13 protein-coding genes are annotated in these 14,319 nt (G+C 57.4%); all 13 read left to right on the top strand.

What is annotated here, in order from left to right:
• Position 1 precedes the first annotated feature (1 nt).
• The 13 genes from G6L01_RS19730 to G6L01_RS19790 all read left to right on the top strand — a co-directional run bounded on the left by G6L01_RS19730 (position 2) and on the right by G6L01_RS19790 (position 14,243).
• On the top strand, positions 2 to 1,516 hold the full coding sequence (locus G6L01_RS19730) for an aldehyde dehydrogenase family protein (protein WP_071205706.1): 1,515 nt from the start codon (positions 2 to 4) through the stop codon (positions 1,514 to 1,516).
• Positions 1,517 to 1,677: 161 nt separating this feature from the next.
• On the top strand, positions 1,678 to 2,385 hold the full coding sequence (locus tag G6L01_RS19735) for a CoA transferase subunit A (protein ID WP_070165303.1): 708 nt from the start codon (positions 1,678 to 1,680) through the stop codon (positions 2,383 to 2,385).
• The gene (locus G6L01_RS19740) at positions 2,385 to 3,032 is read left to right on the top strand and encodes a 3-oxoacid CoA-transferase subunit B (RefSeq protein WP_070147720.1); all 648 of its coding nucleotides are present in this window, start codon (positions 2,385 to 2,387) and stop codon (positions 3,030 to 3,032) included. The genes G6L01_RS19735 and G6L01_RS19740 overlap by 1 nt, the downstream gene beginning before the upstream one ends.
• Before the next feature lie 208 nt (positions 3,033 to 3,240).
• Entirely contained in the window at positions 3,241 to 4,020 is a 780-nt protein-coding gene (locus G6L01_RS19745; RefSeq protein WP_070165305.1) for an FCD domain-containing protein, read from the top strand.
• Positions 4,017 to 5,156 carry an FMN-dependent L-lactate dehydrogenase LldD gene (gene lldD / locus G6L01_RS19750; RefSeq protein ID WP_070165306.1) on the top strand — a complete coding sequence of 380 codons (1,140 nt, stop codon included), beginning with the start codon at positions 4,017 to 4,019 and terminating at the stop codon, positions 5,154 to 5,156. The genes G6L01_RS19745 and lldD overlap by 4 nt, the downstream gene beginning before the upstream one ends.
• Positions 5,157 to 5,458: 302 nt before the next feature.
• On the top strand, positions 5,459 to 6,298 hold the full coding sequence (locus tag G6L01_RS19755; RefSeq protein WP_070165672.1) for a VOC family protein: 840 nt from the start codon (positions 5,459 to 5,461) through the stop codon (positions 6,296 to 6,298).
• 48 nt (positions 6,299 to 6,346) lie between these two features.
• Complete coding sequence (locus G6L01_RS19760) at positions 6,347 to 7,198, top strand: fumarylacetoacetate hydrolase family protein (RefSeq protein ID WP_070165307.1); 852 nt, start codon at positions 6,347 to 6,349, stop codon at positions 7,196 to 7,198.
• 179 nt (positions 7,199 to 7,377) lie between these two features.
• Positions 7,378 to 9,021, top strand: a complete 1,644-nt coding sequence (locus G6L01_RS19765; RefSeq protein WP_070165308.1) for a bifunctional 3-(3-hydroxy-phenyl)propionate/3-hydroxycinnamic acid hydroxylase — start codon at positions 7,378 to 7,380, stop codon at positions 9,019 to 9,021.
• A gap of 520 nt (positions 9,022 to 9,541) precedes the next feature.
• On the top strand, positions 9,542 to 10,762 hold the full coding sequence (locus G6L01_RS19770) for an ABC transporter substrate-binding protein (RefSeq protein ID WP_071205708.1): 1,221 nt from the start codon (positions 9,542 to 9,544) through the stop codon (positions 10,760 to 10,762).
• Positions 10,763 to 10,933: 171 nt separating this feature from the next.
• A complete protein-coding gene (locus G6L01_RS19775; RefSeq protein ID WP_070165310.1) occupies positions 10,934 to 11,791 on the top strand; it encodes a branched-chain amino acid ABC transporter permease in 858 nt (285 codons plus the stop codon).
• Between the two features lie 9 nt (positions 11,792 to 11,800).
• Positions 11,801 to 12,799: a branched-chain amino acid ABC transporter permease gene (locus G6L01_RS19780; protein ID WP_070165311.1), complete on the top strand. Its 999-nt coding sequence runs from the start codon at positions 11,801 to 11,803 to the stop codon at positions 12,797 to 12,799.
• The gene (locus G6L01_RS19785; RefSeq protein ID WP_070165312.1) at positions 12,796 to 13,539 is read left to right on the top strand and encodes an ABC transporter ATP-binding protein; all 744 of its coding nucleotides are present in this window, start codon (positions 12,796 to 12,798) and stop codon (positions 13,537 to 13,539) included. Before G6L01_RS19780 ends, G6L01_RS19785 begins: the two co-directional genes overlap by 4 nt.
• Positions 13,536 to 14,243: an ABC transporter ATP-binding protein gene (locus tag G6L01_RS19790; protein WP_070165313.1), complete on the top strand. Its 708-nt coding sequence runs from the start codon at positions 13,536 to 13,538 to the stop codon at positions 14,241 to 14,243. Before G6L01_RS19785 ends, G6L01_RS19790 begins: the two co-directional genes overlap by 4 nt.
• Positions 14,244 to 14,319 lie beyond the last annotated feature (76 nt).

The raw sequence follows: 14,319 nt of genomic DNA on the forward strand, positions 1-14,319 counted from the left end.
CATGACCCTGGCACTCGACCCTATCGGCCCGAAAAGCGAGGGCGCCAAAGCCTTTCTGGCCCGCCGCCGTAAACAGATCCTGATTGGCGGGTTCTGGCGCGATGCCGGTTCCCGGCAATGGTTCGAGACGGCTGACCCGGCCTCTGGCGAGGTTCTGGCCGAGGTTGCCGAAGGAACGATTGCCGATGTGGACGAGGCCGTGGCCAGCGCCCGTGCCGCTCTCACCTCTCAGGCATGGAAAGGGCTGACACCCTCCCAGCGCGGCAGGCTGCTGTGGAAAATCGCCGAATTGATCGACGCCCATGCGGAGGAACTGGCGGAACTCGAAACCCTCGATCAGGGCAAAAGCTTCAGGACCAGCCGTTTTGCCGAAATTCCAGCCAGCGCCGAACAATTCCGCTACTTTGCGGGGTTCTGCACCAAGATCCTCGGCACCACCATTCCGACCTCTATCGGCTATCAGCCGCAGGGCAAGCAGATCTTTGCCTATACCACCCGTGAGCCTGTCGGCGTGGTGGCTGCGATCACCCCCTGGAATTCGCCGATGTTGATGGCGGCCATGAAGCTTGCGCCAGCGCTGGCCGCCGGTTGCACCGTCGTGCTGAAACCGGCGGAAGAAACCTCGCTGACGGCATTGCGGCTGGGCGAACTGATGCTGGAGGCGGGTCTGCCTGACGGCGTGGTCAATATCGTCACCGGTTTTGGCGAAACGGTGGGGGCGGCGCTGTGTTCCCACTCCGATGTTGATAAGGTGGCTTTCACCGGATCGACTGAGGTCGGCAAGCTGATTGTTACTGCTGCTGCCGGTAATCTGAAAAAACTGACACTCGAACTGGGTGGCAAGTCGCCTGCCATCGTTATGCCAGATGCCGATATCGCCCTGACCGTCGAGGGAATCGCGCGCGGCATCTTTAGCAATTCCGGCCAGGTCTGCGTTGCGGCTTCGCGTGTCTATGCCCATCGTTCAATTTGCGAACAGGTGGTAGAAGGGTTGTCGAAGGCGGCTTCCACGTTGCGCCTCGGTCATGGGCTTGACCCCGCCGTTGATCTGGGGCCGCTGGTCAATCGCCGTCAGGCAGACCGTGTGGCGGCCTATGTGGCAGAGGGGAAGGCAGAAGGCGCTGAAATCGCGGCGGGTGGCAGCCAGACAGGAGACACAGGCACGTTTTATGCGCCGACCGTGGTGACAGGCGTGCAGCCTGACATGCGGATGATGCGCGAAGAGATCTTCGGTCCTGTCGTGGCGGTGACGCCCTTCGATGAGGTGGAAGAGGCGCTCCTCTATGCCAATGACAGTCCTTATGGGCTGGCGGGCAGTGTCTGGACCCGGGATCTTTCCCAGGCCCATCGTCTGGCGGCGCAGGTCAAGGCCGGGACGATCTGGGTCAATTGCCATTCCTATTTTTCCCCTGAACTGCCGAAGGGTGGTCACCGCCAATCCGGCTGGGGTTATGAGAATGGCGCGCCGGGCCTGGAAAACTACCTGGAAACCAAAACCGTCTGCGCGTTGATTTAACGCTAAGAGTTTTTCTACTTTAGAGATCAATGTTGATCACGGTTTCTTTCCTCCGTGCACTCCTTTGCGCTTGCCGGACGCATTGTGATGCAGTTTAAAGTTACTCTGGAGGCGCCAGCTCAAACAGGTTTCAGGACTGATTATTCAGGCGGGAGATACAGATGAAGAAAATATATGGTGACGCAAGCGCTGCCTTGGACGGATTGTTGTTCGATGGCATGACGATTTGCGCCGGTGGTTTCGGGCTTTGCGGCGTTCCCGAACGCCTGATCGATGCGATTGTCGCATCCGGGGTCAAGGATTTGACGATTGCTTCCAACAATGCCGGCGTCGATGGGCATGGGCTTGGAAAGCTTCTGCGGACCCGCCAGGTGAAGAAGATGATCTCCTCCTATGTCGGTGAAAACAAGGAATTCGAGCGGCAATTTCTGAGCGGCGAACTGGAAGTCGAATTCTGCCCGCAGGGAACACTGGCCGAGCGCATGCGGGCTGGCGGTGCCGGTATTCCCGGTTTCTATACACGAACCGGCGTCGGCACCCAGGTGGCCGAGGGCAAGGAAACGCATGTTTTCGATGGTGAAGTCTATCTGCTGGAACGCGGCATCCGGGCCGATCTATCGATCATCAAGGGATGGCGCGCCGATGAGGCTGGCAATCTGATGTTCCGCAAGACGGCCCGCAATTTCAATGCGCCTGCGGCCACATCCGGCAAGATCTGCGTGGCGGAAGTCGAGGAGGTCGTGCCGGTCGGAAGTCTCGACCCTGATGCCATCCATCTTCCCGGCATTTATGTCCGGCGGATGATCGACGGTTCGCCTTATGACAAGAAGATCGAATTCCGTACCGTTACAGTAAGAGGAGCAGCCTGATGTCCTGGAGCAGAGATGAGATGGCGGCACGCGCCGCAAAAGAGCTCAAGGACGGTTTCTATGTCAATCTTGGCATCGGCATTCCGACGCTGGTGGCAAATCACATCCCGCCTGGCGTTGAAGTGACGCTGCAATCCGAAAACGGAATGCTGGGGATCGGGCCGTTTCCCTTTGAGGGTGAAGAGGATGCTGATCTGATCAATGCTGGCAAGCAGACGATCAGCGAATTGCCATCCTCCAGCTATTTTTCGTCTGCCGACAGTTTTGCGATGATCCGTGGCGGTCACATCGACCTCACCGTGCTGGGCGCGATGGAAGTCTCGGCCAATGGCGATATTGCAAATTGGATGGTCCCCGGCAAGATGGTCAAGGGCATGGGCGGCGCGATGGATCTCGTGGCCGGTGTCAAAAAGGTCATCGTGGTGATGGAGCATTGCTCCAAGGCAGGCGAATCCAAGTTCATTCCCGAATGCACGCTGCCGCTGACCGGGCTGAATGTTGTAGACATGATTATTACCGATCTCTGCGTATTCGTACGGTCTGATCGCGCCGGAGCATTCCGGCTGGTGGAACTGGCGCCTGAGGTCACCGTGGCCGATGTCCAGGCCAAGACCACGGCTGCTTTCGAGATCGCCGAAGGCCTTTAAATCAAGATTTCAAGCCAGTCATGTCAAAGCCCCTGCAGCATCGCTGTAGGGGCTTTTTTATTGGGCAGTCGCGCCCCTCATAATGATCAGTTTACACATTTGGTCCTACCAATTTTGAAAAATATGAAAGAAATATCAGTATACTTCTGAATATTGCTTAATTGAGAAAAATTTGGTACGACCAATAAAACACGAAAAGGTCTTACCAATGTTGCTGACCGAGCGCATCGAAGCCATGATTGCTGAACGCAAGCTCAGCCCGGGAGATCGTCTGCCGCCGGAGCGCAGCCTGGCGGCGGAGCTTGACGTCTCGCGGTCGCGGCTTCGAGAGGCAATCCAGCAGTTGATCAGCCGTGGGATCGTCACCAGCCGTCGGGGAGGTGGCACTTTTGTCGCCATTGAGGACGCCGCGCAATCGCTGGAACGGGCGCTGGAACGGGCGCTGGAAAGGTCCCTGAAACCGCTTTTGCCGATGGTTCAGGGCGAGGCAGGATATTGGCGCGATGTGATGGAAATTCGAAAATCGCTCGATACGGATGCTGCCTATTACGCGGCCTTGCGGGCCACTGACCTGGACAAGGAGCGGATGAAGGTGGCCTTTGCAGCGATGAGCGCTGTGGAAGGCGGCAATCCGCAGAGCCAGGCGCGGGCCGATGCGGCTTTTCACATGGCGATTGCCGAGGCCTCGCATAATGTCGTTCTGCGCCAGATTGTCGCCGGACTGTCCGAGCTTCTACAGCAGAGCATCGCGCAAAGCTTGATGCAGTTCTATCGCCAACCGGATCTTGGGCCAGCGCTAGAGCGCCAGCATGGCATGATTTTGGACACGATCCTGGCCGGTCGGCCGGATGAGGCCCGCAAGGCGGCGGCAGATCACCTCGCCTTCGTGGAGGAAAACCTTCGTGTCATCGAGGACAACCGAGCGCGGGAGTTGCGAGCCTCAGAGGCTTTGCAAAGACCGGAATTTCAGAGGGAAAACCTATCATGATCATTTCATCCTCGACCGATTACCGCGAGGCCGCCCGCCGCCGCCTGCCACCCTTTCTGTTTCATTATATCGATGGCGGCGCCTATAGCGAGCACACGATGCGCCGCAATATCGATGATCTTACCGATCTGGCACTGCGTCAGCGAGTGCTGAAAAGCGTGGGTACGGTTGATATTTCCACGACGCTTTTCGATGAAGAGCTGGCTATGCCGGTCATTCTCGCGCCCGTAGGATTGACGGGCATGTATGCGCGGCGCGGCGAAGTGCAGGCCGCGCGCGCAGCGGAAAAAAAGGGTATTCCGCTGACGCTTTCGACCGTGTCCGTCTGCCCGATCGAGGAGGTGCAGGCGGCCATCAACCGTCCAATCTGGTTCCAGCTCTATGTGCTGCGCGATCGCGGCTTCATGAAAAATGCGCTGGAGCGCGCCTGGGCGGCGGGTATCCGCAAGCTGGTGTTCACGGTCGACATGCCCGTTCCCGGGGCTCGCTATCGTGATGCCCATTCCGGCATGTCCGGCCCGAATGCCTCCGTTCGTCGCATTATCCAGGCCGTCATGCACCCGACTTGGGCTGTCGATGTCGGGTTGCTGGGAAAGCCGCATGATCTTGGCAATGTTTCGGCCTATCGCCAGCAGAAAACCAATCTGGCCGATTATGTCGGCTGGCTCGGCGAAAATTTCGATCCCTCGATTGGCTGGAAGGATCTCGAATGGATCCGGGATTTCTGGAAGGGGCCGATGATTATCAAGGGCATTCTCGACCCGGAGGATGCGAAAGATGCAGTGCGTTTCGGTGCCGATGGCATTATCGTCTCCAACCATGGCGGGCGTCAGCTGGACGGCGTCCTGTCTTCCGCCCGCGCCTTGCCGGCCATTGCTGCTGCGGTCAAGGGTGACCTGACGATCCTTGCCGATTCCGGTATTCGCTCGGGTCTGGATGTCGTGCGGATGATAGCGCAGGGAGCCGATGGCGTGTTGATCGGACGCGCTTTCGTCTATGCATTGGCCGCCGCCGGTCAGGCGGGCGTGGAGAATCTTCTCGATCTCTTCGCCAAGGAAATGCGGGTTGCCATGACGCTGACCGGCGCACGTTCCATCGCGGAAATCTCACCCGATAGCCTGGTACGCGGCCTCTGAAAACCCAGAGTTCGCCTAGAGCATTTCGAGGAAAAATCGAGCCGGTTTGGCGGAAAGACCCGCGTGGGTTTTGACGGAGGTCGGCTCGAATCAACACCGCAAACATCGCTTTTCTGCAGACCGCAGGTTCCCTTTGATGTCTTCCAGCAGCTGTGTGTGGTTGCGTTCCGTCAATTCCGGCAGGAATGGTGGCGCGCGGCCATATTACGTATATTTATCAATTTTTTTTGATATCTCGTTTTTTGATATTGAATAATTATCAAAAAACGATAATTTGTAAAAACATCATCAGGGAGGATCAAATGGCATTCACAGCCGTTCAAGCAGGTGCGTACCTGCATCACGTTGCATTCGAAAGCTCCAATCCTGAGCGTCTGGCACAGTTCTATGCCGATGCCATGGACATGAAGCTCGAGAAGGTTGGAGACGCGTGGATTTGCGAAGGGCCAAAGCGCCGCTTCATCGCCGTTGCTGGGGCCGACAAGAAGCTGGCTTATTCCGGACTTGCTTGCCGCAACGCCGAAGGACTTGCGCTTCTGCGGGCCCGGGTCGATGCCGAAGGCATTGCTGTGCTGGCCAGCCCTTCGCCCTATTTCGAAGATGGCGCATTCGCAATTCGCGATCCCGATGGGCGCATGGTGTGCTTCGGTATTGCCAAGCCTGATAAGCCGGGCGCCAAGGGTATCCAGGGGCCAACGCAGCATCTGACCTATGCATCCGAGGATGTGGCTGCATTTGTCGATTTCTACGTCGGCAAGCTCGGTTTCCAGCTGACAGACCGCGTGCTGCATGAAGATGGTCGGCTTGCCACTGCCTTCACGACTTCCAATCATGAACATCACACCATCGCCTGCTTCTATACGCCGGGCCGCGTTGGTGTCGATCACCATTCCTACGAGGCTGGTGAATGGAACTATATTCGTGATTGGTGCGATCATCTGGCAACCCTTGATATCCAGCTCAGCTGGGGTCCAGGCCGCCATGGTCCCGGCAACAATCTCTTCATCTTCATCACTGATCCCGATGGCAATTGGATTGAGATCTCGGCTGAACTGGAAGTTATCTACGATCGCGACACGATGGATTGGCCGCAGCATCCGCGCACGCTCAACAAATGGGGCGAGGCGATTCTTCGCTCCTGATCTTGTCGTCTGATCTCACTTCCAGGACCAATTCTAGGAATTAGTGACATGCAATTTTTAAGTTACACCCGGCTTGGCCGGGCCGGGTTCGGCGTTCGTGTCGAAAACGGCATTGTTGATCTCACCGGCAGGCTCGCCGCCGATGTCGTCACGTTGAAACAGGCCATCGAAGCCGGTTTGCTCGAAAGCGTTCAGGATTATATTTCCGGGCGGCGAGCAGAGTTCACCGAGGCTGATATCGCCCTTCTACCTGTTGTGCCGGATGCCGGCAAAATTCTCTGCGTCGGGTTGAATTATGAGACCCACCGTTCGGAAACCAAGCGGCCTGACGCCAAATATCCGACGATCTTCACCCGTTTCGCCGACACTCAGATCGCTCATCGCCAGCCAATCCTGAAGCCCAGGGTCTCGGATCATCTGGATTATGAAGCCGAGCTTGCTGTCGTCATCGGCCGCGGCGGACGCTACATCGCCGAGGAAAATGCGCTTGATCACGTGGCGGGCTATACCTGCTATAACGATGCGACCATCCGTGATTGGCAGCGGCATACGTTCCAGTTCACGCCAGGCAAGAATTTCCCGGCAACCGGCGCATTTGGACCGCAGCTCGTAACCCCGGATGAAGTTGGCGACTACACGAAGCTGAAGATCACCGGCCGTCTCAATGGTCAGGTGATGCAGGATGCAACACTGGCCGATCTGATCTTCCCCATCGCCACCCTGATTTCCTATTGCTCGCACTTCACGCCGTTGCAGCCCGGCGACGTGATCCTCACGGGCACGCCAGGTGGTGTTGGAGATCGCCGGGAGCCGCCCATCTTCATGAAGGCGGGCGATGTGTTCGAAGTGGATATTCCCGGCGTTGGTTTGCTGGTCAACGCTGTCGGCACGGAGCCCTGAACAGCGCAGCCCTGCGGCGCGGGGCGGGAGGACTGCGCCACCCATCTACAGCGTTGCTCCCTGGGTTCATATTCGGACCCGGGGACAAAAAACACTGTAATTATAGGGTTTTGCAGTGAAGTTTAATAGACAGAACATGATACGGGCGCTGTAACGTTCAGCGTGGAGAGGAGGGCCTGATGAACGTCGAGGAACTTGAGACCGAAGTCGAGGTCGTCATTGTCGGGGCGGGTCCAACCGGACTGACCCTGGCCAATCTTCTGGGCGGCATGGGCGTGTCGGTAGCGCTTGTCGAGCGCAATCTGACGACGGTTCAGGAGCCGCGTGCCGTATCCATCGATGATGAATCGATGCGAACCATGCAGGCTATCGGGTTGGAGGACGCGGTAGAGAAAATCGTGATGCGCGGCTACGGCTCACGCTATCTCTCGCCGGCTGGCAAGTTGTTTGTGACTGTGGAGCCGACGTCGCGCGATTATGGTTTCGACAAGCGCAATGCATTTCAACAGCCGGAATTGGAAGCGCTTTTGCGCGAAGGGCTTGCCCGCTATCCCAATGTGATCCAGTTCTTTGGCTGGGATATGCAAACATTTTCCCAGAATGCAGACTCCGTCACCGTGGAAATCGCCCATGAGGCGAAAGGAACCCGCCTCATCCGGGCGCGCTATATGGTCGCGTGTGACGGAGGACGTTCCCCGACCCGTGGAAAACTCGGCGTCCATCTTGTCGGCTCCACCTTTGTGGAGCGTTGGCTGATTGTCGATCTGGTGCGGACGGAAAACCGCTTTCGTCATACGCAGGTCCATTGTGATCCCGCTCGCCCATGCATATCGCTGCCCGGCCCGGACAATATCCGTCGTTACGAATTCATGCTGCATACCAATGAGGACGAGAAGGACGCGACTGAGGAGGCCTTTGTCCGTGGTCTTCTGGAGCGCGTTGGACCTGATCGGGATTGTGAATTTCGCCGCGTGCGGGTCTATACATTCCATGCCCGTCTGGCCGATCGTTGGCGGGACGGCAATATCTTTCTCGCCGGTGATGCCGCGCATTTGACGCCTCCCTTTGCCGGGCAGGGAATGAATAGCGGCCTGCGCGATGCGCATAATCTGGCCTGGAAACTGGCGGAAGCATTGCGTGGCGATATGCCATCCGATTTCCTGGATAGCTACGAGATTGAGCGGCGGCCGCATGCCTGGGAAATGATAGCATTGGCGCTGCGCATGGGGCAGGTGATGATGCCAGAAAATGGGATCAAGGCCCTTTTGACACGCGCGGCCTTTCGTATCCTTGGGCTCTATCCGCCTGTCCGTGATTATTTTGCCCAGATGCGTTACAAGCCAAAGCCGCGCTTTCGTCAGGGACTTCTATGGCCCGACTCCAGACCTGAGAAGGAAACCATGGTGGGCCGGTTGGTGCCGCAGCCCGTGGTGGAAGACAGCCACCGGCACCGCGTATTGCTTGACCGCGTATTGCCGGATGGACCTGTTGCTCTGGTCTTCGATGAATTCCCTGACCGTGCTTTGTCCGTTGATGTCATCAGGGCTCTGGAGGCGGCGGGTGCAACCGTGGTCGGTTTGACCCCTGAATGGATGAACCCGATTGACGGCACGTTCCCGGTTCACCGGGATGTCGGGCGGCTGTTCAGCACCGGTCCGATGAAATCCTATCTTGGCCATGTGCTCTTGCTACGCCGTGACCGATATATCGCGGCAGCCACGCCTATCGATGAAGCTCTGCATCTGGTGGAAAAGCTGGGGATGCTTGGTCCACGCCCGGTGATCCGCGCAGAAGTGAAAAACCCTTTGGCTGCGGCATCCTAGAGTCTATCGGAGAGCCAATCTGCAAGATACCGGCGCATCAGCCTGTTGTTGAGCGCCTGTGTCGTGAGCATGGTGCTTTGCCGAAGAATTGCGCAAATTCAGTCAACGAGAAAGCTATCCATCGCATTTCTATGTTTAGTTATAAAATATCATAAAATGATAAATAAAATTTTATATATGAAATTCTATTAGATTTTATGATAATAAACTTGATAAAATGCAGGAATTGATAATAATCGTACTTGCCGTCGCGGAGAGGCTGAGACATCGGGGAATGTCGTCAGATAGGCAAGAAGAGGTCCGTGACGACAAGAAAAGACTACGCCCAAATCTGCAAGACATCCCATGCCGTTATCGGCGCATGGCCAGCGATCCAGCATCATCAGTTCACTGAACAATTTTGCCTTCGATCGGGTCTGTTTTACGGGTTTGTCGGCAGCGTCGTGCCTTTTGCGCTTTCCCTTTTCGAGGGTTAGCCAAAGGGGGAGGCACAATTGACGATCATTGGTGGAGGAGCGCTATGATGACCGAACTGAAGTTTACACGCCGAGGTGCCCTTGGGTTGCTGGCTGCTGCGCCATTGGCCGGTTGGGCCGGGCAGGCACGAGCCGCCAGTCAGCCGATCAAGATCGGGCTGGTCTTGACCATGTCCGGTCCGTTCGCGTCGAGCGGGCAAATCATGGCCAATGCGGCGAAACTCTACCTGGAGACCGAGGGCAAGTCCGTGCTGGGGGACATTCCGGTCGAACTGGTCATCCGCGACGACGGCGGTGCCAATCCGGATGTGGCTAAACGGCTGGTGCAGGAGCTGGTGACGCGCGACAAGGTACAATATCTTGGTGGTTTCCAGTGGACGCCTAACGCCAATGCTATCGCTCCATTGCTGCTCAAGGCCAAGATGCCCTGTGTATTGTTCAATGCGGCGGGCGCCAATACCACGCAGCTTGCTCCCTGGTATGTGCGCACGGCCTTTACCCATTGGCAGGTGAACCAGCCGCTGGGTGAATGGGCGGCGGCCAAGCGCGGTTTCAAGCGAGCCTACCTGCTGACCACGGATTTTGCCCCTGGCCACGATGCAGAGGAAGCGTTCACAAAAGGCTTCACGTCCAAGGGGGGAGCCATTGTCGCCTCGGTGAAAATGCCGATCCAAAGCACAAATTTCGTTCCCTTTCTGCTGGCGGCCAAGCAGGAAAAACCGGATGTGGTCTTTGCATTCCATCCGGGTGGCGTGCAGGCCTCCGCGTTCATGCGGGCCTATCAGGAAGCCGATTTGCGCGGCGCCGGCATCCAGTTGATTGGTCCGGGAGACCTGACAAGCGACGAGGAATTGCCGAATATCGGCAATGCTGCGCTGGGCGTCATCACGGCTGGCCAATATAGCATGGCCGGTGATCGCCCCGCCAATGCCGCTTTTGTCGAGGCCTGGAAGAAGGCCTATACGTTCATGCCGGTCCGGCCCAATTATATGGCCGTCGGCGCTTATGATGGCATGCATCTGATCTGCTCGGCCATTGCCGCCACCAAGGGTGCCGTGGATGCCGCAGGTGCCATGGCCGCGATGAAAATCTTCAAGGCGGAGCAAAGCCCGCGTGGGCCGATTTCGATCGACCCCGAGACGCGCGACATTGTGCAGAATATCTACATCCGTGAAGTGCGCGAGAAAAACGGCGAGCTTGCCAATGTGGAACTTGAAACCATTCCAGCTGTCAAAGACCCCTGGAAGGTTGAGCATCCTCTCTGATTTTCGGGCGCACAGACGTTCCTGCTAGCGTTTGTCAGGGGAAGTGGAACCCGTTTTCCTGAAACGACAAACGAAAACAATGGAAGCGAGAGTCTGTCTGGTTCGATCTGAACCTGATGGACTCTCGGAGTCATCCCGCAATATTGCCGGATGACAGGGAGGAGGCTTGTCATGACACTGGTGGAAGTTGCGTTCCAGTCGCTTGCCTATGCAAGCGTGCTTTACCTCATATCCGTCGGCCTGTCGGTAACCCTCGGACTGATGGGTTTCGTCAATCTGGCGCACGGCGTTTTCGCCATGGCAGGTGGCTATATAGCGGCTACCGCGATCAGCGTCTGGGGCCTGCCCTGGCCGCTCGTGTTGCTCTGTGCTCCCCTTGCCGTCGCACTCCTGGCGGCGGTCGCGGAAAAGCTGCTCTATGCCCGGCTTTACGGTCGGTCTGAGCTGGATCAGGTTCTCTTCTGCATCGGATTGATCTTCATCGTCGGTGCGCTGGCGCGGTTGTTTTTCGGGCCGTTGATGCGCCCGGTGGTTATTCCTGCGTTTCTGGCACAAAATCTGACGGTCGGGCCTTTCTCATTCTATCTCTACAAGCTGGTGGTGATCGGTATCGGTATTCTCACTGCGGCCTTCATCCTGTTTGTGCTTGAACGCAGCCGGATCGGCGCCATCATCCGGGCCTCCGTTGAAAATCGTGGCATGGCGGAATCGATCGGGATTCGCACGAAACATGTGTTCATGGCCACGTTTGCTTTTGGGGGCTCACTGGCGGCGCTGGGCGGCATGCTGGGGGCTGATGTCTTCGGGCTCAATCCGTCCTATGCCTTCGATATTCTCGTCTATGTTCAGATCGTCGTGGCTGTGGCGGGGCTTGGTACGTTGCGAGGCTCTTTCGTCGCAGCGCTTCTGGTCGGCACGGTCCAGACCGTTTCGGCCTATTATGTGCCGGCTTTTGGCACCGTCATGCTGTTTCTCCTCGTCTTCATCCTGCTGCTGGTCAGGCCGCGCGGGCTGTTTGGAAGGGTATGAAGATTGAAAATGTCAGATCGCTCCACTCTCGTCTCTCCACCGTCCAGGTTTGCCGGTTTCTTGCGCCGCAAGCATGGATTTAATCCGGCTGATGGGCTGATCGTCCTTGCATTGGCGCTGGTGCCGCTGCTCGGCGACGATTATTACGCGCTCGGCTCCCAAGTCCTGGTGACGGTTATCTTCGCCTTGTCCCTTGATCTTCTGGTTGGCTATGCCGGGATTGTCACGCTGGGCCACGCCGCGTTTTTCGGGGTTGGCGCTTATGCCACCGGCATTGCCTCCAAATACGGCTGGGGCGAGCCATTGAGCGGCCTGTTGATTGGCGCAATCGCAGCCGGGCTGGTGGGCGCGGTGGTTGGAGCCATTGTTTTACGCACAGCGCGGTTCACCTTGCTGATGCTGACTCTTTGCACGGTGTTTCTGTTTGGCGAAATCGCCAACAAGGCGACCTGGCTGACCGGAGGCGTCGATGGCTTGGTGGGCATGGAGACCTGGCCGGTTTTGGGTGTTTACGAATTCGATCTGCTTGGCCAGGTTGGTTATTGGTTCTCTGCCCTGGTCTTTCTGCTTGTCTGGCTTGGGGTGCGCCGACTGGTGCATTCGCCTTTTGGACAGTCGATCATGGCGATCCGCGACAATCCCGGTCGCGCTGCTGCCATCGGCATCGCGGTCCGGCCACGCACATTGCTGATCTTCGTCATTTCCTGCTTGCTGGCCGGGCTCGCCGGTGCCCTGCAAGCTGAGGTCAATCAATTCGTTGGCCTGAAGGATATGAGTTTCGAACTGTCGGCAACTATTCTTGTCATGTTGGCGCTTGGGGGCTCAGGGCGGCTTTACGGCGCGATTATCGGACCGGCTGTCTATCTCGTCGCCCAGGACATTTTGTCGAAAGACAATCCTGTCATGTGGCAGCTCTGGCTGGGGATCATCCTCGTGGTGCTCGTTCTGTTCGCACCAGGGGGCATTACGCGGATTTTGGCTCAACTGCGCGGAAGGATCGGTCGATGAGCGCTTTGCAACTTGAAAACCTTACCTTGCAATTCGGTGGACTGGTGGTCACCAACAATGTTTCGCTTGTCCTCGAAAAGGGCGCACGCCATGCATTGATCGGGCCGAACGGTGCTGGCAAGACGACGCTGATCAATCTCATCACCGGCAGACTGACCCCACGCAAGGGAGCGATATTTCTCGACGGTATCGACCTTACAGGCATGGCGCAGCACAAGCGCGTTGCGCTAGGGCTGGTGCGCAATTTCCAGGTCACCAATCTCTTCACCTCCTTCACCGCCTTGGAAAATATCGCGCTTGCGATTGGCGAACGTGAGGGTTTTGGGCTTTCGGTGGCACGGCATCGGGGCTTCCCGGCAAAGGTGGTGGCGGAGGCAGATGAGATCGCCCATCGTATGCGCCTCGCCAATGTCCCGCATGTTCCAGTCCGCGATCTGGCCTATGGCCAGCAGCGTCTCGTGGAACTGGCGGTCGCCATGGCCTTGCGCCCGAAAGTGCTGCTGCTGGATGAACCGGCTGCGGGCCTGCCTGCGGCGGATCATGAGGTGATCCTCACTATTCTTGACGAATTGCCTGATGACGTCGCCGTCTTGCTCATCGAACACGATATGCCATTGGTTTTCCGCTTTGCACGGGAGATCACGGTTTTGGCCGAGGGAACCATCATCGCGCGGGGCACGCCAGAGGAAATCCGCCATGACGCCAATGTCCGTGCCGCTTATCTGGGGAACCGTTCATGACCACAGACCTGCTTGAAATCCGAAATGTGGTGAGCGGTTACGGTCCGACCCGCATTATCAATGGCATTGACCTGACCCTGCCCATGGGGGGTGGGCTGGCGCTGCTTGGTCGCAATGGCGCTGGCAAAACCACACTGCTCTGCACCATTGCCGGGCGCTTGGCGCTCAAGGAAGGCAGCATTCGCTTTAACTCTGCGGAAATTGGCGGGTTTTCGCCCAGCCAACGCTGCCGGCTTGGCATAGGCTTCGTGCCGCAGGAGCGGCAGATTTTTGCCACCTTGAGCGTCGAGGAAAACCTGCGCATTGCCGATCTTCGTCGAGGATGGACGATGGAGCGGGTCTACGAGCTTTTTCCCCGGCTTGCAGAGCGCCGGAAAAATGGTGGCAGCCAGCTTTCTGGTGGAGAGCAGCAGATGTTGGCAATAGGCCGTGCGCTGATGAGCCAGCCGACCTGCCTCCTGCTTGATGAGCCCTTCGAGGGCCTGGCACCTGTTATCGTCGATATGCTGCTTGAAGCACTGATCAAGCTTCGCAAAGAAAGCGAAATGTCGATGATCATCGTTGAGCAACATGCCAAACTGGCACTTGAAATCGCCGAACAGGGCATGGTTATCGAACGCGGCCAGGTCCGCGTCAGCGGTTCGCGTGAAAGCTTGCTCCAGGACTGGACCGAGATCGAGGATATGCTGGCCGTGACGCATTAAAGTTTGCCTTAGGAAAAGCGGGGCATGATTTCCCCGAAAAGGCAAACAAAAACAAGAGCAGAGACGATCTGTCCGG

It is taken from the genome of Agrobacterium vitis, from assembly GCF_013337045.2.
GTDB classification, from domain to species: Bacteria; Pseudomonadota; Alphaproteobacteria; order Rhizobiales; family Rhizobiaceae; genus Allorhizobium; species Allorhizobium vitis_B.